Origin of the sequence: Micromonospora sp. NPDC005252 (assembly GCF_042872475.1) — a bacterium.
In the GTDB taxonomy this organism is placed as follows: Bacteria; Actinomycetota; Actinomycetes; order Mycobacteriales; family Micromonosporaceae; genus Micromonospora.
This window is the reverse complement of the sequence record NZ_JBIAKN010000004.1, coordinates 21,435-45,490: the sequence shown is the minus strand read 5'-3', so window position 1 is coordinate 45,490 and position 24,056 is coordinate 21,435. Positions and strand designations below refer to the sequence as shown.

Sequence of the window (24,056 nt, the reverse complement as noted above, 5' to 3'; positions counted from 1 at the left end):
TTCACGAGGTTGCCGGGCCGGCGTACGAAATGGTGCGCCGGCCGATCCGGTCGGACTCGGCCAGGATCTCCGCACCCCAGGTGCCCCAGAGGCCGGCCATCCGGGAGGTGATGACGACCGTGTCGACGCTGTCGTCGGCCAGCAGCGTGTGCAGCCCGACGGCGTGGTAGCCGCTGTGGTCCCCCGAACGCACGGCACGGTCGAGGAGCTCGTCGTCGAAGTCGACGAGGATCGCGCTGGTCACCGTCGCGGGCAGCTCGGCGCCGCACCCGATGATGGCGACCGACTCGTCGGCCGGCACGTCCGTCAGGGCCCTGGCGATCTCGTCGGAGACGCTCAGGCCGCCGGTCTGCTGCCGCCAGTCCAGAAGCTCCCGGTACGTCTGCTCCCAGGCCCAGAACTCCCCCTTGTCGAGCATCACGCCCAAGCCCATCTCGACCACGGGCTCCGGGAACTTGCTCAGGAACATCCGCATGTTCGCGAAGAGCGCGTCGTAGTTCGCCTTGTGATCGCGGTCGTGCGGCGCCACCACGACCCAGGCGTCGGGCGCGATCTCGATCGTCAGACCGGCCCGTTGCAGCCGAAGCGCCAACTCCATGTCCTCGCCGCCCCAGCCCTCGAACTTCTCCTCGAAGCCGCCGACCCGGCGGAAGTCGTCGGTCCGCACAGAGGAGTTCAAGGTCCAGAATGCCTGCCAGGCCACCAGTCGCCGGCTCAGGTCCATCTCGCAGTCGGCGAAGTAGGACTGGCGGATATCCTGGAAGTCGGGTAGGTCGCGGAACTGCTCCACCGCCGTCTCCGGGGACATCTGCGCGAGAAGCTCGTCCACCCCCGCCATCGGCACCTCGGGGTTGTAGCCGTAGCTGAGGCCGATCACCGCCCGCCGCGACTCGCCGCCCTCGTGGGCGGCCAGGTGCGCGGCGAGGAACTCCGGGCCGACCATCGAGCCGGTGTCGAGAGTGATCAGCAGCGAGCCGACGGCGAGCCGGGCGGCGGCGTTGCGCGCGGCGGCGGCACGGAATCCCCGGTCCTCCTGAAAGACGTACTTGACCTGGAGGGTGCCGGCGAAGGACCGCACCACCTCGGCGGTGTGATCGGTCGAACCGTCATCGCCGACGATCACCTCGAACTCGTTGGTGGGAATCGTCTGCCGGACGAGGTAACGCAGTGTGTCGGCCAGCAGGTCGGCCGAGTTGTAGGTCGCGATGATGACGGATACCCGGATCCGATGGCCCATTTCTCTCTCCCTCGTGTGGTCGGTCAGCTGTAGGCCTTGGCCTGGATGGCGAACATCTCGGCGTAGGAGCCGCCGGCGCGCATCAGGGTGTCGTGGTCTCCGACCTCGAGCAGTTGCCCGTCGCCGACCACGATGATCTTGTCTGCCATCCGTGCCGTGGAGAAGCGATGCGAGATCAACACCGTGATCGCCCCGGTCCGCGCGCTGGTGCGCCTCGCGTGTTCGGCGTAGCGCTCGAACAGCTCGTGTTCGGCCTGCGGGTCGAGGGCCGATGTGGGTTCGTCGAGCAGCAGCAGCATCGGGTTGTCCCGCATGAGCGCCCGACCCAGGGCGAGCTTCTGCCACTGCCCGCCGGACAACTCGGCGCCATCGGCGTACGACGTGCCGAGCTGGGTGGACAACCCGTCCGGCAGGGCGCGCAGGACGTCGGTGGAGTGTGCCTTCACCAACGCGTCGTTGACCGCGGCCTCGTCCGACACCCGCGCCACGTCACCGACACCGACCGCCTCGAGCGCCCGGATCTCGTACCGCACGAAGTCCTGGAAGCCGGCGGCCATCCGCTCGCGCCACCGCTCGACGGGCAGCCGTCGCAGGTCGACACCCTCGACGAGGATCCGGCCGGCCGTGGGCTGGTAGAAGCCGCACAGCAGCTTGACCAGGGTCGTCTTGCCGGCGCCGTTCTCACCGACGATCGCCACCGTGCTGCCGGCGGCAAGCGTCAGGTTGACATCGCGCAGCGTCGGCCGTTCGGCGCTCGGGTAGCTGAAGCTCACGTTCTCGAAGGCGATCCCGGTGACCAGCCGGTCCGGGACGGGCTGGTCGGCCAGGGACCCGGCGCCGACGACCGCGTCGCGCAACCGATCCAGCCGTAGATAGGTGTTGGCGAGACGTTGCAGTTGTTGCAGCTGCGTGACGGCGCCGGTCACCTGCTGGTTGACCTGGGTGGCCAGCACGATGACCAGGACCACCTCGCCGACGCTCTGCTGCCCGGCTATCGCGTTGCGCACGACGAGCAACACCGCTCCGACGTACGCGAGGCCGAAGACGACCTGACCCGCCGCGCGTAGCGCCATGGCCTTGAGGTGCGCGCCGTAGAGACCACGGGTGGCGGTTCGCCACAGGCTCGCGTACCGCTGCCGGAGTTCCTTCTCCACGCCGAACACCCGCAGCTCGCCGGCGTAGCGGGCGGTGGTCGTGGCCTGGAAGAGGTTGAGCGCGACACGGGTCGGCTCGGCGACCGCCGTCTTGGCCCGCTCCAGGGCGCTCTCCGCCAGCCGACCGGTGAACAACGGCACGGCCGCGGCCACCGGGAGCAACAGCAGCAACGGGCTCTGCCACGCCAGGATCGCCGCGCCCAGGACGACCGCCAGCACCATCGTCGCCGCCTGGAACAGCGACTCCATGCTGCTGCGGAACTGCCCGCTGTCCTGGACCAGGACGGTGAGCTCGTCGGCCTGTTCGGGGCGCTCGTGATGGCCGATCCCCTCAGATCCGTTGGAGACCGCCAGCAACTCCCGGTGCAGGTCCAGCTCGATCAGTTCGGACAGCTCGAAGTACGCGACCATGGCGAACTGGCCGGAGGACTGCGCCAGGATGGCGAGCAGGGCCACCACCGCGCCCAACACGGCGGCCTCGGTCGCGTCTCCGCCGATGACCGCGTCGGTCATCATGCCGAGCGCGACGGCGAGCAGGGCGGCCGACGCGGCCAGGGCCAGCATGAGGAAGGTGGCGACCACGGTCTTGCGCGCGTCGATCCGCCATGCTGCGGACAGCAGCTTGCCGACGCCGGAGAACATCTCCCTCACAGCAGCACCTCGTCCCGGTCCGAGTCGGTGTTGTCGGCGAAGCGGTTGGCCTGCAACCTGAACAGCTCGGCGTAGCGCCCGTTGCGAGCCAGCAGCTGGTCGTGTGAGCCCTCCTCGCTGACCCGGCCGTCGTGCAGCACCACGATCTTGTCGGCGTGCCGGACCGTCGAGAAACGATGGGAGATGAGCAGCGTGGTGGCACCCTGGGTGAGCGCCGCGAACTGATCGAAGAACTGCGCCTCGGCGCGTACGTCGAGGCTCGCTGTCGGTTCGTCGAGCACGACGACCGACGCGCCGTGGCGCAGCGCGAACAAGGCCCGCGCCAGCGCCAGCCGCTGCCACTGGCCGCCCGACAGCTCGGCGCCGCCGGTGACATGCGCGGCCAGCGGCGTGTCCAGGCCGCGGGGCAGCGAGTTCAGCACGTCGGTCAGGCCCATCGCGGCCACGGCCTCCCGGACGCCGTCCCGATCGTCCGCCGAGCCCACCGCGCCGAACGCCACGTTGTCCGCCGCCGAGAACTCGTAGCGCAGGTAGTCCTGGAAGATCACGGCGAGCCGGGCCCGCCACTGCGACAGCTCGAACGTGCGGATGTCGACCCCGTCGAGGCGTACGGCGCCGCGGTCGGGCTCGTAGAGCCGTGCGAGCAGCTTCACCAGGGTGGTCTTGCCCGCGCCGTTGAGCCCGACGATCGCGGTGCAGCTGCCGACCGGGATTCGCAGGTCCAGACCGTCGAGCACCGGCCGGTCCTGACCGGGATAGTGGAACGACACGTCGTCGAAGTGGATCTCACTGACCGGCTCGGGTGCCGGGCTCCCGGAGCCGGTCGGCTCCAGCACGGTGTACCGGTCGATGTGATCGGAGAACCGTCGCACCGCCCGATGGGTCTCGGTGCCGATCGCGGTCTCCAGGTCGGCTTCCGGGTAGAACACCGACAGCCGGATGGCGCCCAGTGCCGCCTGCATGATCAGGACGAACTCGGTAAGCGTCAGCGTGCTGATCGCGGTGGCGCCGATCGTCGCGAAGATCGCCCCACAGGCGAGCAGGCTGAACCCGGTGGACCACACACCCGGCCACAGGTAGACGCGCCGCCGCGCCGCCCACAGCGGTGTGAACCACGCGCGGTAGGACGAGCGCATCTCGCCGTCCATCCAGTTCGCCAGCCCGAAGACCCGGATCTCCTTGCCCGCCGGCGCCTGCACGGCCAGGTTGCGGACGTACTCCACCTTGTTCTGCTGGGGCATGAGGCTGAACCGGGCGTGGGCGTAGCGGCGCAGGCCGCCGCGCTGCACGTTGCGGAACCACAGCACGGTCACGGCCACCGCCAGGGCCGCCCACCAGGAATAGACGACGCCGATGATGGCCGTGTAGCCGACCAGTTGGCCGTACCGCGCGATCAGCGCGAGAGTGCCGGCGCAGGCGCTGCCCGGCCCCCACATCTGCAGGCCGTGTTCCAGCTCGCGGGCGGCGTAGCGCAGGTCGGCGAGGACGGACTGGTCCTCCATCGGCCCGACCCCGGTGCTGCGCGTGGACGCCCGCATCACGTCGTCCACCACGGTGCCGTCGATCCGCCGCGCCAGCAGCTCGCCCAGCGAGAGCTGGGCCGGAGCCAACACCTGTTGCAACACGAAGATGCCGGCCGCCGCCGCGAAGACCGGCACCAGCTCCCGCCACGCCGTCGAGTCGAGGCCGCCGTCCACCGCCCCCGGCACCTTGCCGAGCACCACGCTGGACGTGATGACGAACGCGATGGGCAGCGCGGCGAGGAGCAGGTTGAGCAGGAGGAGCGCGCCGAGGAGGCCGAAGCCCGCTCTGGGCATCAGGCGGAGGATGCTCGCACGCGCGGATATCAGTCCCCACAGGCTGCTGCGCATGGTCATCGATCTCCCTACTCGACCGCCGGTGCTGTCACTGCTCCGACGAACGTCGAGCGGTCGAGATCGACACGAGGGCCGAATTCCCTCGCGGAAGATGGTCGGATCGCACCGACCCGGCAACAACGCGGCAATGTGGGAGAAGAGCTCGCGGCATTCCGATCCGTCGCCCTCTGCGCCCCGGCAGAGTTCAGCGGGCCGGATCCCCGCGCGGCGGCGCCCCGCAGTCGGTCAGACGTCGGCCTCGATGGCGAAGGTGTTGCCGTCCGGGTCCTGGAACCACGCGATACGACCACCGCCGGCCCGCTCGGTGATCCCCTTCGAGTCGTGTTCGATCTGCTCGTAGCGGGCGAACTCGACGCCGGACGAGGTCAGCTCGTCGACGATCTCGTCGATGTCGTCGACGTACCACGTCGCCAGCGTCGCCTGGGTCTTCCCGGCGGTGACCGACTGGTACACGTTGAGGGCCGGACCGCCACCGGAGGCGTAGATGCGGCTGCCGTCGGCGATGGTGGCGCTGGGCGCGGACCACAGCGCCACCAGGCCCAGCTTGCCTTCGTAGAACGCGACGGCCCTCGCGATGTCGGACACGGCGACCGATGTTCTCAGGTGGTGTGCATTCAATGGCATGACCCACCCTGGCACGGACGGGCGGCCCAGGCACGCGACGCGGGGCGGGTTCGGCGTGGTGCCGAGCCCGCCCCGCGTCGTCAGGTGGTGGAGGGTCAGCGTTGCAGGGTGAGCAGGCCCGGGCGGTAGGGCAGGAGGCCGTAGTCGCCGCCGGAGTTGGGGGATCGGCCTTGGTAGAGGAGTTGGAGGTTGCAGGGGTCGATGGTGAAGGTTTGGTCGGCGGTGGTGCGGATCAGTTCGCCGTGGCTGATGTCGTTGGTCCAGGTGGCGCCGCTGTTGGCTTTGCCGGCGAAGGGGTTGCTTTCGGTGGCGGCTTGGGGGGTCCAGGTGCCGCCCAGGCTGGTGGCGGTGAAGGAGCGGAAGTAGCGGCCTTGGGAGCCGATGGCTTCGACGAGCATGAGGTAGCGGTTCTGGTTTTGGAGTTTGTAGACCTGGACGGCTTCGAAGAGGTTGTTGGTGGAGTCGCTCATGATGGTGGTGTAGGTGCTGCCGAAGCTGCCGGGGAAGTTGCCGATGGGCATGCTGGCGCGGTAGATCTTGCCGTTGTCGCCGGCGAAGAAGAGGTACATGGTGCTGTTGTCGGCGATGAGGGTTTGGTCGATGGGGCCGGTGCCGGAGCCGGTGATGCTGCCGGTGAACAGGGTTTGGGCGGCGGACCAGCCGTTGGGGTTGGTGGGGTCGGTGGAGGTGCGGTAGGAGAACGCGGTGCCGCCCCACTGGTAGGCCAGGACCCAGATGTTGCGGGGGGCGAAGTAGAACAGGGTGGGTGCGACGGTGGCGTTGTTCATGGTGTTCTGGCTGGCGGAGGCCATCTCGGACCAGTTGGTGAACAGGCCGAAGTTCATCGAGCCCCACCGGGTGCCGGTGTCGTGGGTGGTGGCGTAGACGAGTTGCCGTCCGTTGTAGGGGGCGACGGTGAAGTCCTTGAGTGACACCCAACCCGACTTCGGCTGCGCCAACGCGCCGGTCGACGACCACCGGTACGACGACGGCAGATCACACGTGCCGCCCGGGGGCGGCGTGGTGGGCGGCGGCGTGGTGGGGTTGCCCCCGCCGTCGACGCGCACGAGCTGCCACTGCTGGTTGGTGCCGTTCCAGTCGTCGTACTGCACGATGTTGCCACCGTCGGCGGTCGAGGCGCCCTGCACCTCCATCACCCTGTTGCTGTTGCGGTTGATCAGCCGCACGTAGCCGCTGTCCGAGTCGGCCAGCTGGAACTGCTGGTTGGTGCCGTTGTTGTCGGTCCACTGCACAATCGCCGCGCCGTTGGCGGTCGAACGGTTGTAGACGTCAAGCACCTTGCCCGACAACCGCGACTTGAGCCGGTAGTAGCCGCCGCCCGAGTCCACGAACTGCCACTGCTGCTGGTTACCGTTGTTACGCGTCCACTGGGTGATCCGCGCCCCGTCGTTCGTGGCCAGGTTGTACACGTCCAATGCCTTGCCGCTGTTGCGGTTCACCAACACGTACCAGGCGCTGGTGTCGACCGTCGCCGCTGACGCGGGCGACGACACCGCCATCGCGGCGGCGCCGGCGACCACCACCGCTGCCGCGCCGGCGGCGACTGCTCGCACCAACCACCCTCGCCGCCGCGAGGGCGGTGCCGTCGACGGAGACCTACCAAAGGCAGACATGATCCTCCTCAATCACCAGGAGCCGAACGGCCACCCGAAGCTGGGCGCACCGCGACACGCGACCGGGTGCATGCGTCGGGAATGTTCGCGCTAACAAGATCCCCTGCATGCTGTGGACGCACGCCTGAATCAAGGTCGGCGTCGCAGGCCCGCCCCGTGAGCCGTAGCCGTCGCCGTCCTTGACCATCGACTGTGAGCGATAACATGCTGTTCGTCAAGACGTAACATTGGCGCTTCGATGAGCCGGCGGCCCGCGCCCGCGCACGACGCAACCGATCGACGCCGATCATGCACGGCAACAATGCCGTCCGAGGTCCTCGACCTGGGAAGGCGCATCCGGCGATCTGGGATGGTTGGCGCTAACATCGACGCCCGCACATGGTCTGGTCCCGGCCTCCTCGGGCGTCGACGCCCCGACGTCCGGCAGGCGCGGCACCGAAGCTCGCACCACCGGACGCACGGCCCGCGGCGCGGACGCTGCCCACCGCCGTGGCGGTCGCTGCGGTGTGGAACCCCGGCCCGGGGCCCGGAGCTGGTGGCTCCGGACCCCGGGCTCGGACGGTCAGGGGCTCGTGCAGGTGACGTTGCTGGGCGGGGTGTCGCCGTTGCCGGTGGCGGTGAACCCGAAGGTGGTCGAGGCGTTCGGCGCCAGGGTGCCGTTGTACGCGGCGTTGCGGACGGTGACGTTGCCGGTGGTGCCCGTGTTGGTGCCGTTCCAGAGGCTGCTGATGGCCTGGCCGCTGGCCAGGGTCAGGCGTACGGTCCAGCCGCTGATCGAGGTGGCGGTGTTGTTGGCGACGGTGACCTCACCCTGGAAGCCGCCCGGCCAGCTGTTGACCGCCCGGTAGGTGGCGGCGCAGCTGCCCGGCTCCCCGGTCGGCGGCGGCGTCGTCGGAGGCGGCGTGGTGGGCGGGGGCGTCGTCGGCGGGGGCGTGGTCGGAGGCGGCGTGGTGGGCGGGGCCGTGGTCGGCGGGGCGGTCGTGGGCGGCGTGGTGGACTGGAACTGGGTGAAGAATCGCCAGATCTCCGCCGAGGTCCAGGTCCTGGAGTCGTTGGGGCTGGACGACCCGTCGACCGGGCTCGGGGTGTGGTCGCCGTCGAACGCGGCCCACTGCACGGGGTAACCCGCGCGGCAGCCGGAGTAGGTGGTGGTGATGTGGGTGAGGCTGCCTCGGCTGGGCTCGCGCGGGCTCTGTGCGGTGCAGCCGTTGTTCCTGACGAACGTGTCGCGCAGCGCCCGGCCCTGGGAGATGTTCAGCACGCTGTCGTAGATGCCGTGGATGCCGAAGTACGCGACCGGCTGGGTACCGCCGTTACAGCCGCTGAGGTTGGCGCCGGAGAGCACGGTGACCGCCCGGATGACGGTCGGGCGGGCGCAGGCCACCGCGTAGCTCATGGCCCCGCCGTAGCTCCAGCCCAGGGCGAAACGCTGGGTCGTGTCGACGCAGAGGTCGTTCTCGACCTGCCGGGAGATGTCGTCGAACAGGGTCAGGTCCCGACCGTTCGTGTTGGCCCAACCGGCGTCGATACCCTGGGGCGCGACGAAGATCGTGCTGTTGTTCGACAACGGCGCCAGCCCGTAGTAGCCGGCCGAGGCGACGTTGTTGGCCGAGCCGTTCAGCCAGTGGAAGCCGAAGACCAGTCGGTACGGACGGTTCCGGTCATAACTGCCCGGGATCTGGAGGATGTAGCTGCGATTCTGGCCGCTGCTGGAAATCGTGCGCGTCCCGCTGGTGAGAGTGGGCGCCTTGCCGCACCCCGCGGTCGCCGCGAGGGTGCCGTTGGTGGCAGCCAACGCCTCGGCGCCGAATCCGCCGCGCAGCGCACCACCGGTCGCCGCGACGAGAACCACCGCGGCCGCGATGAACGAGAAGAGTTGTCTCCGTTTGACCATTGCTCGACTCCTTGCCGTTGATCGTCCGTAGGACATGCACCTCGCCGTCAACGAGTCGGTTCGCACCGGTGTGCGGGCCGGCATGCTCCTGAGGCCGGCATGGCGCACACGGGTGCGTACGGGCCGTACCGTCGCTGCCGGGGTTGTCCGTGACGGGGCAAGGGGGAATGCAGCCGGACCAGGGTCGTCCGACGACCGCCTGCGGTCGCCTGGCAGTGGCGGAGCGGCCCGGACTGGTCACCGACCGGCGAGGCGGCGGGAGGGGCGAGCCCTCGGCGTTGCCTGTGCCGATTGACTGAGGTGACTGGGAGCGTGCCCTTCGCTCCCGCGCCGAAAGATAGCATGTTATCGATAACATGCTCAACCGGCCGAGTGCCACGGAACAGGCCACAGCGGACGGACCAGCCCGACCCGCGCACCTCACCACCGTGGGCCGGAGCAGGGCAGGCGTCACGCCGGCGTGAGCGCCCATCGTGCCGGTGAGCGGTGTCCCGCCCACCGGCACGATCGGTCGTCCGTGTCGCCGCCGGCAGTGCCCTTCGATATCGCAGCGAGGTCATCTTTTCGAGTCCTAGACTGCGAACGGGCACGGCGGAGCCGCCCCCTGCCATCGGGGGAGGTGCGGGTGCCATGAATTCGCGGCCGACGCAACAGCAGGAACAGGCTCACGGCGGCGCGAATCGCGACATGCCCCCGCAATTGGGCTCGGGCTCCATCGGCACGGCCGCCCAGCCGCACCTTCGGTGAGGCACACGACCCCGGCGCCGACGACATGGCGTCGCGGTGGGCGGCCAACAAGCCGGACCTCAGCGCGGATTCGGAGCTGTTGCGCAACGTCTATCACAAGTCCGCCGTCGACCTGCTGTCGATGCGCATCGTCAAGGAGATCAACGGCGAACAGGTCGTCCTGCTGGCCGCCGGAATGCCCTGGTTCCTGACCATTTTCGGGCGGGACACGCTGGTCACCGCCTACCAGAGCATCACCTGTGGACCGGACGTCGCGCGGGTGCGCTGGTGACGCTCGCCGCGCACCAGGGCAACGCCGTCGACGACTTCAGCGACCAGGAGCCCGGGAAGATCCTGCACGAGTTCCGATCCGGGGAGCTGACGCAGCTCGGCATCGCGCCGTACGGCCCCTGCTTCGGCTCGGCCGACACCACCCAGCTGTGGCTCATCCTGCTCTCCGAGTACTGGCGGTGGACGGGCGACGACGCGTTGGTGCGGCAGTTGCGGCCCAACGCCGACGCCGCTCTGCGGTGGATCGACGTATTCGGAGACCGCGACGGCGACGGTTACGTCGAGTACGCCACGCGTTCCCCGGACGGGATGCGCAACCAGTGTTGGCGCGACTCACCGGACGGTGTGCAGTTCGTCGACAGCAGGCTCCCCGACCTGCCGGTCGCCACCTGCGAGCTCCAGGGCTACACCTACGACGCCAAGCTCCGCGCCGCGGAACTCGCCGACGGACCGTGGGCCGACCCTCCGTTGGCGCGACGCCTGCGTGGCGAGGCCGCCGATCTGCGCGAGCGGTTCAACCGCGACTACTGGCTGCCGACGCGCGGCGGCTACTACGCGATCGGCCTCGACGCCGACAAGCGGCCCATCGATTCGATGACCTCGAACATGGGCCACCTGTTGTGGAGCGGAATCGTCCCGCCCGATCGTGCCGCCGCGGTGACTCGGCAGTTGATGTCCGACGCGATGTTCTCCGGGTGGGGTGTCCGGACCCTGTCCACCGAGGACGTGGGGTACAACCCCATCGGCTACCACCTCGGCACCGTGTGGCCGCACGACAATTCGATCATCGCCGCCGGGCTCGCCCGGTACGGCCACCGGGATGCGGCCAACCGCATCGCGATGGCGATGCTCGATGCGGCGGCCCACTTCGACTACCGCCTGCCCGAGGCGTTCTCCGGGTACGACCGATCGTTCGGACGACGGCCCGTGCCCTACCCCACCGCTTGCAATCCCCAGGCCTGGGCCAGCGGCGCCCCTCTGCTGCTTCTGCGGTCGATGCTCGGGCTCGACGTCAGCAACGGCCATCTCGCCACCGATCCGCGCATCCCCGAGGCGTTGGGAAGCATCCGGCTGACCGGCGTCACCGTGCACGGCACGCGGCAGACCGTCGACGCCTCGGGTTCGCGCCTGCGCTCCTCCGCCTGAGCTGCGGGGCGCCGCCAGCGGGTCACGGTTTCGAGCTGCTTGACCGCAGGGTGGACAGCGTCGACCTCCGGCTCGGTCGTCTCCCGCCCGACTGCGACCTCCCGCAGCGACGTGACGGCCAGGCCACGCGCCACCGCCCGAGTTCGCGTTCGTCCGCGACGCCGTGAAGCTCAGCGACTCCGCCCTGTCGAAGCGGATCTCGACGTTGAGCGACGGCGGGTACGTCGAGGTCCGCAAGGGCTACGTGGGCAAGCGCCCGCGGACCTGGATCAACCTCTCCACGGCCGGTCGGGCGGCTCTGAGCGCCCACATCGCCGCCCTGCGCGACATCGCCACCCGCGTGGACGGCGCCGACTGAAGGCCCTTTCGCCGCCCCCGGGGCCGTGGACAGCCAGTTGACCGTTCCGGTAGCCGTCGGGCCCGGTCCCGAGGACGACCGGTGGCAGGTACGACGCGCCGGGTCAGGGCCGGCGGAGCGCCGTGATCACGAGGATGGCGCGCTCGGCGGCCTGGCCTTCTGCGGAGAGATGGTCTCGTGGCGGGCCAGCATGGCGACGAACTCGGCGATCTTCCGCTCGCGGGTCTCCGCCCGTTTGACGGCGTTGAGGCGGTAGATGAGCGCGAACCGGTTGGTCTTGGTGAGCACGTCGAACATGGCCTGGGCGGCGGGTTCGGCGGCGATGGCGGCGAGCAGGTCGGCCGAAACCTCGGCTTCCGACGCCGGGGCGTACGCGGCAGCCCACCGCCCGTCGGCCTTCGCGGCCTCCACCGCGGCGCGGCCGGCGGGCATCATCCGTCCCTGCGCCTCCAGCCGGGCGACGTGTTCGACGTTGCGTTGGGACCAGACACTACGGGGTCGGCGAGGGGTGAACCGGATCCAGGAGGTCTGCTCGTCCCGTTTGCGGGCCTGCCCGTCGATCCAGCCGAAACACAGCGCCTCGTCGACCGCGTGCTGCCAGGTCAGCGTGGTGACCGTGCCGCCCTTCCTGGTCAGGGCGAGCCAGACGCCGGGCGACGTGGCGTGGTTCTCCGACAACCATGCGCGCAGCGCGTCGGCGTCCGCGACGATCAACTCTTCCAGTTCGGCGCTCGCCATGGCAGCAGGCTATCGGTGCGCTGTGACAGCGCCCTCGGCCGGTGGGACGGCCCGATCCGCCGGGCGGTCGGGATCAGCACCGGCGCAGCAGTCGGAGCTGGCCAAGGGTGTGACACGTCGAGCGGGCCACACCCTTGACCAGAGCTACCGGACCTCGCAGGGTCAGCAGCCGATCCGGCTGGACCCGACCGCGACGTCGTCGTACCAGAGGGTGTCGGCTCCGTTGCCGTAGCTCTCCCAGCCGAGCTTCAGGTCGGTGAGCTGCGGACGCCAGGTGCGGTTGTACCACTGGCCGTCGATGTCGTGCGTCGGCACGCCGTCCGCGGTCAGCCCCGCGATGGCCGTGCCGTCCAGCCAGGTACGCAGCTGACCGGCCGAGCCGTCCACCATGAACTCCAGGCAGGCCCACCGGTTGGTGGGAAGCGGGACGCTCTGCGCCACCCCGGCCGGGCTCTGCTCGGGCAGCGTCGCGTCGTCGGAGGCGCGGTTCCACTGCAGGGCGCCGTTCTGGCCGCCCATCCGCAGGTCCCGGTTGCCGTCGGCGGCGTCGGCCATCGCCATCATCGTGGTGTGGTCGGTGGGCTGGGCGGTGGTGTGCCGTACCCAGATCCGGCCGTACCGCACGCTGCCCACGCTGCTGAGATTCTTGGTGGACCTGATGAAGACGTGGTTGCAGTACCCGGCTGCGCCGTTGATCCGGACGGCCCGGCTGCCGCTGTGCGTGGTGGCCGTGTCGATGGTGGCCGTGCCGGCGCCCGAACAGTCCGGGTTCACCACGGTCCAGTCGCCCGACGGCGTCGCGCCGGTCTGGTTCTCGAAGCCGTCGCAGAGCACCGCACCGGCGCACCCGGCCGGCGGCGGGGTGGTGGGCGGAGGCGTCGTGGGCGGAGGCGTCGTCGGGGGCGGGGTGGTCGGCGGGGGCGTCGTCGGCGGAGGGGTGGTCGGCGGAGGGGTGGTCGGCGGAGGGGTGGTCGGCGGAGGGGTGGTCGGCGGAGGGGTGGTGGGCACGCCGGTCGTCGGGGTCGGGCCGGTGCCGTTGCACGGCACGCCGTTCAGGCTGAACCCGGTCGGCGTGCCGCCACTGGTGCCGTACGTGCCCTGCACGCCGAACTCGGCGGAACCGCCGGCCGGGATGCTGCCGTTGTACGACATGTTGCGCGCGGTCACCGTCGATCCGGACTGGCTGACCGTGGCGTTCCAGCCGTTCGTGACGCGCTCGTCCCCGGCGTACCTCCAGGTGACGGTCCAACTGGAGACGGCGCTGTCGCCGGGGGTGACCTTGATGTTGGCGGTGAATCCGCCGGGCCACTGGTTGGGCGTGTAGTCGACCCGGCAACCCTGGGCGGCCGCGGCGGGGACGACGAGCAGGGCCGTTCCGGTCGCGGTCACGGCGGCGGCCAGCGCGGCGACGACCGCCAGGGTCGGGGCGGGGCGGGCGCGGAGAATCGTCATGAAAAGTCCTTCTGCCATCGAGCTGGGGAAATCGGCGCGGCAGCGCGCGTCCGGAGCGGACGCGGCGCGACAACGCGCCGGGTGCGGCGCGGCGATGCGCCACAGCGACTGGTCGATGCGTACGACCGACGTGCCCGGCTCGGGGTGGACCTGTCAGTCGCCGACGGCCCGGTTGCCCGGACCTCGGCGGCGCCCGCCCTCAATCTATTGACAGATTCCTATCGAATCAAGCGTCACGCTTCCGAGTGGGATCACGCCGCCCGCGCGTTATTCGGTGGCCGGGCCGACATCGCTGCCGGCTGGCGCATCAGCGGGTTGCTGCCGGCGCGACTCGAACCGGAGGCGCAGCGGCTGCTGCCGGACCTGTCCGGCGGGGAGGGGCTGTGGTCGTCGGCGCCCGGGGGTGACCGCCCGGTGTCCGGCGACCCGCCGCGTCGGCCCCGCACCGACGGTAACCCGTTCGACCGGGTGGCGTACCTGCGCTTCCTCGCCCAGCCCCGTAACCGGTCCTGAAACGTCGGGTTCTCGCCCTCGGCTTCGCCGTGCTCTGCCCCGGCGCGTCGGCGGCACACGAGGTCAGCGCGGTCGGAGCAGCCCGCGGTCGGCCATGAAGGCTCGCAACGTCTCGGCGTCCTCGGCGGACATCAACCACCGTGGGATCACGGTCGCCGGCATCCGGCCGACGTACACGATCCAGAAATCCGGGGTGTCCTGCACCTGGGCGACGCCGTCCCACGCGATACCGCCGGACTCCGAGCCGCTGCGCATCATGATGTTGTCATCGGTGATGTCGTAGCCGCCCTCGACCGCGTAGCGACCGGAGCGGCGACGCGCGCGCCACCGCACCCACGGCAGGTACAGCATCGACAGCACGCCGCCCACGAGCATCGCCACCCACAGCGGCGCCGTCCGCTCGCCGGACGCGAACCCCCGCGAGACGACCAGACCGATCGCCCCCACCGCCGCCAGCACCGCGCCGACGTAGCTGTACCTGCGCAGCCGAACACCGCCGAGCGTGGCCGCCACGCGACCCGGGTAGTCGGGATCAGCGGGGACGTCGAAACGGATGTGCACCCCAGAACGATAGTTCCCCAACCGCCCCGGGCACCGCCGGGTCGGCCGCCGGAGTTTCGCCGGCGGTCGCTTGCGGGTAGCGGATGGCGCATGAACCGCGATCTCGTCAGGGCTCTCCAGGTCGCCTGGGAGCTGCCGGAGTTCCGCAGCGGGGTGCGGCACCTCATCGATCTCGACGAGGTGTCCGTGCTGCTGGCCACGCTGTCCGTCCCGGATCACGACGGCGAGGTCGAGCGCAGCCTGCTGAGCCTGCTGCGCTCCGGCCTGGAGACGGTCGAGATCCGGGAGGCCGTGCTGCTGCTGTTGGAACAGGACGAGGTACGCCGGCCGCTCGTCGCCGCGGCGGTGGAGCCGCTTGCGGCCCGTCCGGGCCTGGCCGCCGCCATCGCCTCGGCGACCGAAGACCCTGCGGTACGCCGTGAGGTACGGGCGGCCCTGGACAGCGCCAAGGTGCGCGAGCTGATCTGGCAGGCGATGGAGAACCAGGTCAGCGACAACCGGTTCGGCCTGATCCGTCGGGCGGCAGTGCTGTTCGTGTGGCACCCGAGCGTCCGGCGCCTCGCGTGGGCCGTGCGCCGTCACGGCGTGCTGCGCGAACTCCGCCGCAAGCCGTAATTCACTAGCGTGGCGGGGTGGCAGCGTCCGGCACGGCACCGCCGCCCGAGATGAGTCGCCGGCTGACGTTCCTGCTCGCGTTGGCAGCGGGAGCGGCGATCGCCAACCTGTACTGGGCGCAGCCGCTGCTCAGCTTCATCGCCGGCGACCTCCGCGCCGCCACCGCGACGGCCGGCTGGCTCGTCACCGCGACGCAGACCGGGTACGCCGTCGGCGTACTGCTGCTCGTGCCGCTCGGCGACGTCCTGGACCGCCGCCGGTTCGTCCCGGTGCTGCTGGTGGCCTCGGCCGCCGCGTTGCTGCTGTGCGCGCTGTCGCCGTCGTTCGGCGTTCTTCTGCTCGCGCTGACCGTCCTCGGCGTCACGACGATTTCCGGGCAGGTCCTCACGCCGCTGGCCGGGGACCTGGCCGGCGACGCCCACCGCGGTCGGATCGTCGGCGTCGTCGGATCCGGGACCCTCAGCGGCATCCTCGCCTCCCGTACGATCAGCGGGTTCGTCGCCGGTGCCGCCGGCTGGCGTACGACCTTCGCCCTCGCCGCAGTCGTCGCCGTCCTGCTCGCGGTCCTGCTGTACCGCGCGATTCCACCGCTGGCGCCGCGCACCCGCCTGCCGTACCCGCAGCTCATCGCCTCGGTCGGCGCGGTGGTCCTGCGCGAGCGGGCGGCCCGCTGGACGCTGGTCCTGGCCGCCACCGGGTTCGCCGCGTTCTCGCTGTTCTGGACGGCGCTGACGTTTCTGCTCAGCGGCCCACCGTTCCGATACCCGGTAGCGGTGATCGGGATGTTCGGACTGGCCGGCCTCGCCGGTGTCCTATCCGGCCTGCGCGGCGGTCGTCTGCACGACCGTGGTTGGTCGCTTCCGGCCACCGGGGTGGCGTGGACACTGGCCCTCGGCGCCTTCGTCGTCGCGGCGTTCGCCGGCCGGTCCGTCGCGCTGCTCATCATCGCGATCATCATGATCGATGTCGCTCTCCAGACGCAGGCCCTCCTCAACCGGGCGCGGCTGTTCGCCCTCTCCCACGAGGCCCGCAGCCGGCTCAACACGGCACTGGCGACCGGGAACTTCGTCGGCGCCGCCATCGGCTCCGCCGCCGCGGCCACGCTCTGGGCCGCGGGCGGCTGGACAGCGGTCACGATCACGGGAATGGGACTCTGCTGCTTCGCACTCACCGTGTGGGCACTGGGACGGCGTGGCCCACTGGCGATCCGCCTCGCCGAGTGACACGCGCCGGTCCAACGCGGCGGACGACGTTGGGCGGGGTGAGGGGACCGCGGGTCACCCACTAGCGTGCGCGTGGTGGAGGCAGCGGGAGCCTTTCGCCGGACGGCGATCGAGCGATCAGACCAGCGCGTCGCGTGGGAACGGACCGACCAGGCCTTCTTCGCCGCCGGGGCCTGCCACATCCTCGCCTGGGTCTGTCGGGACACGTACCCGGACCGGTTGATCGAGGTGGCGGCGGTGCGCCTGGCGGGCGAGTTGCCGGTCTTCCACACGTACGCGGTCTGGGGCGGCTGGGCGTTCGACCATGCGGGCTGGAACCCGGAGCCGCAGGTGCTGGCGGTCAACGCGGCCTTCGAGGGCCACCCGCTCGAACGCGTCCCGATCAGCACCGATCTCGCCGAATTCTGCGCCGAGCACCACCACCGCATGCCCGACCGGTACTGGCGAGACCCGATCCCGCGGGCCCGTGCATATGTGGGCCGACATCTCCCGCCCTGGGAATGAGCGACCGGCAGTGTCGCGAGCGTGTCGGCGGGCACGGGTGAGCCGTCGTGTTCGTCGCCGCTCCCCCGACGGCGGGGGTCAGGCCAGCGTCGCCGGCAGGACGAGGAGGGCGAATCGGATCACGCGCCCGAGAAGGCAGGCGACGGCGAACTCCCAGTGGCGCAGGCCCGCGGTGCCGGCGGCGAAGCTGACCACGGCCAGCGGTGGGACCCCGACCGCCGCGGAGACCAGCACGGTCGGAAGGGCGGTGCGGCGGCGGGAGAGCCAACGCCGGATCGGCCCGGTCCACCGGGCGGCTCGGGCCGCCGTACGACCTGACCGGCTCTGTCTCCTGAGCCTGCGGGCCAGCCGCCCCGTTCCGCGACGCGCGGATTCGAACAGGAGCAGCTTGCCGGCGGTCTGCCCGAGCGCCAGGGCGAGCACGGCGACGACAACGTGGCCGCCACGGTGCCCGGCGACCACCGCGTACGCCTCGGCGTTGACGACCGGAACGAGGGCCGAAGCGAGACCGTAACCGAGCCCCGCGACCGCCTCGGCGAGGCTGCTCACGCGCGGCCGTCCCGGTCGAGCAGCCGGGCCACCGCGGCGACTGACCACAGCTTGACCACGACGACGGCGACGGCGACGGCCAGCGCGAGCCGGTACTGCCCGAACGCGATGGCGCCGACGACCCCGGCGGTGTTGGCGGCCTTGGCCACCGGAGACCAGTTCCACGCCCACACCCGGCGGTCGACCAGGTGGAAGTAGTTGGGGCTGAGCACCGGCCAGCACAGGAACGCCAGCGACAGCATGGTGTCCAGCACCAGGAACGACAGCAGGAACACCAGGGCCACGACCGCGACGTCGGGCACGAGGGAGACCAGGCCCACGCAGAGTACGGCGGTGCACGCGCGATCGCTGACGATGTCGAGGACGGCCCCCGCCCGGGTCTCCTGTCCGAGCCGCCGGGCAGCCCAGCCGTCGAGCATGTCCCCGATCCAGTAGATGCCATACGCTACCGCCATAAATGCCACCGATCCCGCGACGAGGGCGGCGATCCCGACGGTGACCGCGGCGACCGTGCGGACGGCGGTGATGTAGTTGGGAACCGTGCGGAGAGGGCCGACACTGCTGGCGGCGCGGGAGTCGACGAGAGTCACCCCAGAAGCGTCGTGCGGTGCGCCTCTCGGCGGAACGTGCCGTGGTGCCGATCCGCTCGCCGGGGCAGCACCGGGGTACCGCCCGATCTGGTACCGAGGTACTGGTCGGTCTCCGAGCTGGTCGCGGAGACTGTTGAGGTGATGACCGACATCCGGGAATGGTTGCGTGACCCCGAGCGGGTGCGCGGGCTGGCGTACGCCTTGGCGGGGTTGATCATCGCTCTCGTGATCACGACCGCCGAGGGGGGCCTGTCCGTGCCGGCGGGCTGGGCGTGGCTGGTGGTGCCGGTCGGCCTCGGCGCCACGGCGCTGCGGCCCCGCTACCGCGCCCTGGTCTTCGCGGCCTGTGCCGGGTTCGTGGCGATCGTGAGCACCGGGGAGTCGGTGCAGTTGGGCCTCGCGGCCGCCTGCCTCGTGTTCCTCTCCAGCTGCGAAGACCCAGCCCGGCGTCCGTGGCTGGGGTGGCTGGCTGGCCTGCTCGGCGCGGCCGGCGCCCTCACCACCGCGCTGCTCACCGGGCGAGGAATGTACGAGCAGCCGTTCGTCTTCGTGACGGCCGGCTATGTCCTGGCGATCCTGTTGCGGTCGTGGTCCCGCGGCCGCGCGCTCACCCGGGAGGCGGACGACCTGCGCGGCCAGGCGGCCTGGCTCGAGCAGCGCACCAACCTGGCCCGCGAGCTGCATGACGTGGTCGGCCACCACGTCACCGCGATGGTGGTCCAGGCCGAGGCGGGCCAGCTCAGCGCCGACCCGGGGGCGGCGCTGCGGGCGATCGCGGGCAGCGGCCGCACCGCGCTGAGCGAACTGGACACGCTCGTCGTGCACCTGCGCGATCCGCACGCGGCGATCGCGGTGAGCGCGCCGCCCCGCCTGTCCGATATCGACGAGCTGCTCGCGCAGCCGCTGCGCCAGCAGGGCGTGGCGGTACGGGTACGTGTGGACCCGGAGCCGGGTCTGGACGAGATCGGCGTGTTGACCGCCTACCGCATCGCCCAGGAGGCCCTCACCAATATCGCCCGCCACGCGAAGGCCACAGCGGCCTGGATCGAACTGGTCCGCGTCGGCGACCACGCCCGTCTACGGGTCAGCGACGACGGCGTCGGGCCGCCCCAGACACCCAGGCGCGGTTCGGGCCTGCTGGGCATCGAGGAGCGCGTGCGGGCGCGCGGTGGAAGCTGGGAGCTGACGCGGCGACCCGGCGGCGGCACCCTGGTGCAGGTCACCCTGCCGGTGGCGAACCCGTGATCCGGGTAGCGATCGTCGACGACCAGCAGCTGGTCCGCGACGGCTTCGGCCTGATCCTGCGGTCCCAACCCGACATCCACGTCGCCGCCGAGGCCGCCGACGGCCGGCAGTTCCTCGACGCCGTGCGTCGCGACCCCCGCATCGACGTCGCCCTCGTGGACATCCGCATGCCGGTGCTCGACGGTCTGCAGGCCACCCGCGAGCTGGCCGCGATCCCGCACGCCCCGGCCGTGATCGTTGTGACCACCTTCGACGACGACGCCTACGTCCTGGACGCCATCGCCTCCGGCGCGCGCGGGTTCCTCCTCAAGCGGTGCAGCGCAGCCGATCTGATCGCCGCGGTACGCACCGTCGCCGCCGGCGAGGCGATCCTCTCCGCCGAGGTCACCGGCGCCGTTCTCGACCGGGTACGCGCTACCGGGCCGGCCACCCGCGTGGACCTGGCGGTCTACCAGCTGACCCCGCGGGAGACCGACGTGCTCGCCCTGATCGGCGCCGGGCTCAACAACAACGAGATCGCCGAGCGCCTCTTCCTCTCGATGAGCACCGTCAAGACCCACGTCACCAATGTGCTGGCCAAGACCGGCAGCCGTGACCGAGTGGGCGCCGCGATCCTGGCGATCCAGGCCGGCCTGACACCCTGACCCGTCGGCGGAAGCGGGCCGGAAGACGATCGTCGATCGTTCGAGAGGCCGGCATCCGCCACCTAGGATTGCGCGCGACGTGAACCACCGCACCCGAGGAGTCGGACCTGATGCGCTCGACGACGGTCCTGCTGGAGCGCCTGCTCCGGCCCAGGATGCGCGACATCGTCGCGGTGGAACCGGTGACGGGCGGGATCGCTGCGCTCGCGGGCATCGCCACCCGCCGGGACGCGCCGCCGGTGTTCGTCAAGGCCTTCGCCGACGCTCCGGCCGACGACGTCTTCGTCGCGGAGGCCGAAGGGCTGGCCGCCCTGCGCGAGCTCGGCGGTGTGGCGGCACCCGAGGTGATCCTGGCGGACCGGGAACTTCTCGTCTTGTCGATGCTGGAGCCGAGGCCGCGCAGCGAGGTCTTCTGGGAGCAGTTCGCCCACGTCCTCGCGCGCATGCACATGAGCACGACCCATCCTCGCTTCGGATGGCACCACGACAACTGGCTGGGCCGTCGCCGCCAGATCAATACCTGGAATGACGACGGCTACGCCTTCTTCGCACAGCACCGGCTGCTTCGGTGGCTCGGGCAGCCGCGCGTCGAGGCGGCACTGGACGCGGGCGACCGGGCGGCGCTGGAGCGGTTGTGTCACCGGCTGCCCGACCTGCTGCCGGACCGGCCGGCCTGCCTGACGCACGGCGACCTGTGGGTGCAGAACATCCTGGCCACTCCGGACGGGCAGCCCGCGCTGATCGATCCGGCCGTGTCGTACGTGTGGGCCGAGGTCGACCTCGCCCACGTGTGGTCCACCTCGCCTCCGCCCGAGGCGCGACGGATGTTCGAGGTCTACGCGGAACTGACCTCGCTCGACAGCGGTTGGCAGGCCCGCATGCCGATCATCCAGCTGCGGCAACACCTCGCCGTGCTGGCCCAGTTCGACGACGACTGGGGCGCGGCCGACCAGATCCGCGCCGTCCTCGCCCCATTCCGGAAGCGATCCTGACCGCGGTCGCGCGCGTCGGGCGACGGGTCAGGGCGTCCAGCGCACGCCCGGGTTCACCCGCCCGGACCAGTCGAAGACCGCCATGTTGTCCCACTGGTTCCCGGTGCCGTTGATGTTGGCCGGATCCCAGCCGTTGCCGTTGACGGCGTACCAGGTCGGCTCCCAGTAGAAGACACCGATGGCTCCCGCGTTGCGGGCCGTGTTCTGGACCCAGTCGAACTCCTGGGCCTGCCCGGACCAGGTCGCGCTGATGCCGTCACAGATCGCGTCGCCGATGGCGTTCGGCTCGCTGTCCGCGTTGTTCCGGGTGAAGGGGTACGCGGTCTCCACGATCACCACCGGCTTCCCGTAGCGGCCGCGCAGGTCGACGATGTTGTTGTAGAGGTTCGCCAGGGTCCCGTGCCACATGCAGTAGTACGACAGGGCCGTGATGTCCCACTGCACACCCTGGGCGCGGATGCCGTCGTAGAACCATCGCGCGTTGGCGTTGCTGTCGGCGTCGGCGGTGTGGATCATCACCGGGATGCCGCTGCCGCACGCCTTGGTCGCGTTGTAGCCCTGCTTGAGCAAGCCGGCCAGCGGGGCGAAGTCGTTGTTGACGACCTTGCCCTCGTCCCACAGCATCCCGACGTTGATCTCGTTGCCGATCTGCACACTGTCCGGTGGGGTGCCCTGCCCTCGGAGGCTGGAGCAGACGTCGTAGGTGAAGGTGTAGACGTCGGTGCGCAGTTGACTCAGGCTGTGGCCGACCCAGGCGGCCGGCTTGTACTGCTTGCCGGGGTCGGCCCAGGTGTCGGAGTAGTGGAAGTCGATGAGCACTTTGAGGCCCTTCGCCCTGGCCGCCCTCGCCTGGGTCAAGACCTTGCTCTTGTTGTTGTAGCCGCTGATCGGGTTGTTCCAGACGCGCAGTCGGACGTAGTTGACGCCGACGGACTTCAGGATGTCCAGTGGGTCGCGGGCGACACCGCCGGCATCGTAGTACCTGGCGCCCAGATCCAGGCTGCGCTGCAACGAGGAGACGTCGGCGCCCCGCATGCTGAGCGTGTTCGCGGCGGAGGCCGGCGCGGTCGTACCGCCGAATGTGGTCGAGGCGGCGAGGATGCCGGCCGTGACAGCCCCGAGCAGTGCTCTGCGGCGGCGGTGGGGTGTGCTCACGAGAATCCTCCAATGGGGACGCGCTCAGCCCACCGTGCAGGGGGCGCCGTTCAACGAGAAGCTGGTCGGCGGCGCGTCGTTGGTGCTCCACCGCCCCTGGACGCCGAAGCTCGCCGAGCCGTTCGGCGCGAGGACGCGGTTCCAGTCGACGTTACGGGCGGTCACGGTGGCGCCGGTCTGGCCGACCGTGGCGTTCCACCCCGAGATGACCTGCTGGTCTCCCGGGAAGCTGAAGGTGACGATCCAGCCGTCGACCGGTGCCGCGCCAGTGTTCTGGACCGTCACCGTGGCCACGAAGCCGCCGTGCCACTCGGACTGGTTCCGGTAGGTGACCCGGCAGGTCGGGAGCGGCGGGGGCGGCGGAGTGGACGTCGTGGGCAGGGCGACCGTGTTGGACGCGATCGACACGTTGCCCACCGCGTCCCGGGCCCGTACGTAGAACAGGTTGCGAAGCGGCGTCGACGGGGGTAGCGACGCCGTGTACGTCGTTCCCGGCACGGTGGCGATCAGCGTCGAGGTGAACCAGCCGTCGAACTGGTAGACGTTGTACCCGAGCACGCCGACGTTGTCCGTCGACGGCGACCAGGACAGCGTGGCGGTCGAGGCGGTCACCTCGCCGACGGCCAGGTTCTGCGGGGCGCTCGGCGGGGTGGTGTCCGGGCCGGTGTCCGTCACCGGGGTGACCACGGTCAGCGCGTCTGTCGAGGCCGAGCGGTGTCCCAGGCTGTCCCGGGCGGCCACCCGGAACGAGTACTGCTTGCCCGGCCGGAGGTAGTTGCTGATCGTGGTGGTGGTGACGGCCCCGACGCTGGCGCTGTAGATGACGTCGTCGAACGCCTGGTAGTACGTGATGTCGTACCCGGTGACGGCGCAACAGCCCGGCCTGGCGGCCGTCCAGGTGAGGGTGACCGACCCGGTCCGGACCTCGCTGGCGGTCAGGTTCGTGGGCGCGCTCGGCGGGAAGGGCGAGGTGCTCGGCGTACTGGGCGCCGTGGTTGGCGTCGGCGCCGCGGGCCCGCCGGGGGCCGGGACGATTCCGGGGTACGCGGCCGGCGGCGCGGCCCCGGCGTCGGCTGCCGGAGCGGCGCTGATCGCGGTGGTGAGCACCGCCGTCGACACCACGACGGCGGCCAGCAGACCCGGCAGTAGGCGGCGGATCAGCGAGGACGGGAACACGCCTGTCATACGTCGACGATCCCGCCACGTATCGATGATCGCCAACGTATCTCACGCCTCGGTCGGCGACCATGCGCGGGTCCCACCCGAGTCCTTGACGTCTCACAGCGGGGCGGGACAGCGCTGCCGGACGACTGTCACGCCGGCTCGGGTACGCCTCCGGGCTCGCCGTCGTCGGGCATCGGTTCAGTCGGCGCGGCCGGCAGTTCGTTCGGCGTACCGGGAAGCAGCTCTTCGGCGGTCTCCGGAACGGGCTCGCGAGGATCGAGGGGTGGATAGACGTCCGGATCGAGGTCAGGATTGGTCATCGGGGAAGTATCCAGCACGACAGTCGCCACCGCCTGTCGAGGCGGTCGCCGCGGCACCCGGGCACCGGTCCCCTCGGCGGCCCCGGACACGGCTGGGCGCCCCGGAGCCGCCGGCGTCGGCGACGACCCGCCCGCTATCTGTAAACAACCCTTGCTATTAAGCCGCACGAACGTCAATATGTGGAGGTCACGGGTCGCC

At 70.7% G+C, this 24,056-nt stretch carries 23 protein-coding genes and 1 pseudogene; 10 read left to right on the top strand and 14 right to left on the bottom strand.

Annotation, left to right across the window (positions count from 1 at the left end):
• Position 1 precedes the first annotated feature (1 nt).
• The 6 genes from ACFYPH_RS13285 to ACFYPH_RS13260 all read right to left on the bottom strand — a co-directional run bounded on the left by ACFYPH_RS13285 (position 2) and on the right by ACFYPH_RS13260 (position 9,071).
• The gene (locus tag ACFYPH_RS13285; RefSeq protein WP_387181548.1) at positions 2-1,237 is read right to left on the bottom strand and encodes a glycosyltransferase; all 1,236 of its coding nucleotides are present in this window, start codon (positions 1,235-1,237) and stop codon (positions 2-4) included.
• A gap of 23 nt (positions 1,238-1,260) precedes the next feature.
• Positions 1,261-3,033 carry an ABC transporter ATP-binding protein gene (locus ACFYPH_RS13280; protein ID WP_387182317.1) on the bottom strand — a complete coding sequence of 591 codons (1,773 nt, stop codon included), beginning with the start codon at positions 3,031-3,033 and terminating at the stop codon, positions 1,261-1,263.
• 5 nt (positions 3,034-3,038) lie between these two features.
• A complete protein-coding gene (locus tag ACFYPH_RS13275; protein WP_354856230.1) occupies positions 3,039-4,859 on the bottom strand; it encodes an ABC transporter ATP-binding protein in 1,821 nt (606 codons plus the stop codon).
• 285 nt (positions 4,860-5,144) lie between these two features.
• Positions 5,145-5,504 carry a VOC family protein gene (locus tag ACFYPH_RS13270; RefSeq protein WP_354856231.1) on the bottom strand — a complete coding sequence of 120 codons (360 nt, stop codon included), beginning with the start codon at positions 5,502-5,504 and terminating at the stop codon, positions 5,145-5,147.
• 134 nt (positions 5,505-5,638) lie between these two features.
• Positions 5,639-7,177: a non-reducing end alpha-L-arabinofuranosidase family hydrolase gene (locus ACFYPH_RS13265; protein WP_387181544.1), complete on the bottom strand. Its 1,539-nt coding sequence runs from the start codon at positions 7,175-7,177 to the stop codon at positions 5,639-5,641.
• Positions 7,178-7,739: 562 nt separating this feature from the next.
• A complete protein-coding gene (locus ACFYPH_RS13260; RefSeq protein ID WP_363939045.1) occupies positions 7,740-9,071 on the bottom strand; it encodes a cellulose binding domain-containing protein in 1,332 nt (443 codons plus the stop codon).
• Positions 9,072-9,843: 772 nt separating this feature from the next.
• Between ACFYPH_RS13260 and ACFYPH_RS13255 the strand changes: the two genes are divergently transcribed.
• The 3 genes and pseudogenes from ACFYPH_RS13255 to ACFYPH_RS13245 form a co-directional block, all read left to right on the top strand.
• Complete coding sequence (locus ACFYPH_RS13255; protein ID WP_354861147.1) at positions 9,844-10,089, top strand: hypothetical protein; 246 nt, start codon at positions 9,844-9,846, stop codon at positions 10,087-10,089.
• Positions 10,086-11,234, top strand: coding sequence for a hypothetical protein (locus ACFYPH_RS13250; RefSeq protein WP_354861146.1), 1,149 nt, complete (start codon positions 10,086-10,088; stop codon positions 11,232-11,234). Before ACFYPH_RS13255 ends, ACFYPH_RS13250 begins: the two co-directional genes overlap by 4 nt.
• A 151-nt stretch (positions 11,235-11,385) precedes the next feature.
• A pseudogene (locus ACFYPH_RS13245) lies at positions 11,386-11,592 on the top strand (transcriptional regulator); the annotation flags it as partial.
• 126 nt (positions 11,593-11,718) lie between these two features.
• Here ACFYPH_RS13245 and ACFYPH_RS13240 read toward each other — a convergent pair.
• Entirely contained in the window at positions 11,719-12,330 is a 612-nt protein-coding gene (locus tag ACFYPH_RS13240; RefSeq protein ID WP_354861144.1) for a YdeI/OmpD-associated family protein, read from the bottom strand.
• Between the two features lie 162 nt (positions 12,331-12,492).
• The gene (locus ACFYPH_RS13235; protein WP_354861143.1) at positions 12,493-13,782 is read right to left on the bottom strand and encodes a cellulose-binding domain-containing protein; all 1,290 of its coding nucleotides are present in this window, start codon (positions 13,780-13,782) and stop codon (positions 12,493-12,495) included.
• An 81-nt stretch (positions 13,783-13,863) separates the two neighbouring features.
• On the opposite strand from ACFYPH_RS13235, the gene ACFYPH_RS13230 reads away from it, so the two are divergent.
• Positions 13,864-14,295: a hypothetical protein gene (locus ACFYPH_RS13230; RefSeq protein WP_387181539.1), complete on the top strand. Its 432-nt coding sequence runs from the start codon at positions 13,864-13,866 to the stop codon at positions 14,293-14,295.
• A gap of 63 nt (positions 14,296-14,358) precedes the next feature.
• Here the strand turns inward: ACFYPH_RS13230 and ACFYPH_RS13225 are convergent, their stop codons facing one another.
• Complete coding sequence (locus ACFYPH_RS13225) at positions 14,359-14,856, bottom strand: YcxB family protein (protein WP_354861140.1); 498 nt, start codon at positions 14,854-14,856, stop codon at positions 14,359-14,361.
• 90 nt (positions 14,857-14,946) lie between these two features.
• Between ACFYPH_RS13225 and ACFYPH_RS13220 the strand changes: the two genes are divergently transcribed.
• The 3 genes from ACFYPH_RS13220 to ACFYPH_RS13210 all read left to right on the top strand — a co-directional run bounded on the left by ACFYPH_RS13220 (position 14,947) and on the right by ACFYPH_RS13210 (position 17,198).
• Complete coding sequence (locus tag ACFYPH_RS13220; protein WP_354861138.1) at positions 14,947-15,471, top strand: hypothetical protein; 525 nt, start codon at positions 14,947-14,949, stop codon at positions 15,469-15,471.
• Positions 15,472-15,488: 17 nt separating this feature from the next.
• A complete protein-coding gene (locus ACFYPH_RS13215; RefSeq protein WP_354861136.1) occupies positions 15,489-16,694 on the top strand; it encodes an MFS transporter in 1,206 nt (401 codons plus the stop codon).
• Positions 16,695-16,769: 75 nt separating this feature from the next.
• A complete protein-coding gene (locus tag ACFYPH_RS13210; RefSeq protein WP_354861134.1) occupies positions 16,770-17,198 on the top strand; it encodes a hypothetical protein in 429 nt (142 codons plus the stop codon).
• A gap of 78 nt (positions 17,199-17,276) precedes the next feature.
• Here the strand turns inward: ACFYPH_RS13210 and ACFYPH_RS13205 are convergent, their stop codons facing one another.
• Complete coding sequence (locus ACFYPH_RS13205; RefSeq protein ID WP_354861133.1) at positions 17,277-17,747, bottom strand: VTT domain-containing protein; 471 nt, start codon at positions 17,745-17,747, stop codon at positions 17,277-17,279.
• Positions 17,744-18,337, bottom strand: coding sequence for a CDP-alcohol phosphatidyltransferase family protein (locus ACFYPH_RS13200; protein WP_354861132.1), 594 nt, complete (start codon positions 18,335-18,337; stop codon positions 17,744-17,746). Before ACFYPH_RS13200 ends, ACFYPH_RS13205 begins: the two co-directional genes overlap by 4 nt.
• 141 nt (positions 18,338-18,478) lie before the next feature.
• Between ACFYPH_RS13200 and ACFYPH_RS13195 the strand changes: the two genes are divergently transcribed.
• From ACFYPH_RS13195 to ACFYPH_RS13185, 3 genes are all read left to right on the top strand, one after another.
• Positions 18,479-19,582 carry a sensor histidine kinase gene (locus ACFYPH_RS13195; RefSeq protein ID WP_355139816.1) on the top strand — a complete coding sequence of 368 codons (1,104 nt, stop codon included), beginning with the start codon at positions 18,479-18,481 and terminating at the stop codon, positions 19,580-19,582.
• A complete protein-coding gene (locus ACFYPH_RS13190; RefSeq protein ID WP_354861129.1) occupies positions 19,579-20,226 on the top strand; it encodes a response regulator transcription factor in 648 nt (215 codons plus the stop codon). Before ACFYPH_RS13195 ends, ACFYPH_RS13190 begins: the two co-directional genes overlap by 4 nt.
• Before the next feature lie 110 nt (positions 20,227-20,336).
• Positions 20,337-21,218, top strand: a complete 882-nt coding sequence (locus ACFYPH_RS13185) for a fructosamine kinase family protein (RefSeq protein ID WP_354861127.1) — start codon at positions 20,337-20,339, stop codon at positions 21,216-21,218.
• A gap of 27 nt (positions 21,219-21,245) precedes the next feature.
• Here the strand turns inward: ACFYPH_RS13185 and ACFYPH_RS13180 are convergent, their stop codons facing one another.
• The 3 genes from ACFYPH_RS13180 to ACFYPH_RS13170 all read right to left on the bottom strand — a co-directional run bounded on the left by ACFYPH_RS13180 (position 21,246) and on the right by ACFYPH_RS13170 (position 23,857).
• Positions 21,246-22,373 (bottom strand): glycosyl hydrolase 53 family protein, encoded by a 1,128-nt coding sequence (locus tag ACFYPH_RS13180; protein WP_354861125.1) that lies wholly within the window; start codon positions 22,371-22,373, stop codon positions 21,246-21,248.
• A gap of 24 nt (positions 22,374-22,397) precedes the next feature.
• Positions 22,398-23,558 carry a cellulose binding domain-containing protein gene (locus ACFYPH_RS13175; protein ID WP_387181533.1) on the bottom strand — a complete coding sequence of 387 codons (1,161 nt, stop codon included), beginning with the start codon at positions 23,556-23,558 and terminating at the stop codon, positions 22,398-22,400.
• A gap of 128 nt (positions 23,559-23,686) precedes the next feature.
• Positions 23,687-23,857, bottom strand: a complete 171-nt coding sequence (locus ACFYPH_RS13170; RefSeq protein ID WP_354861122.1) for a hypothetical protein — start codon at positions 23,855-23,857, stop codon at positions 23,687-23,689.
• Positions 23,858-24,056: the final 199 nt, after the last annotated feature.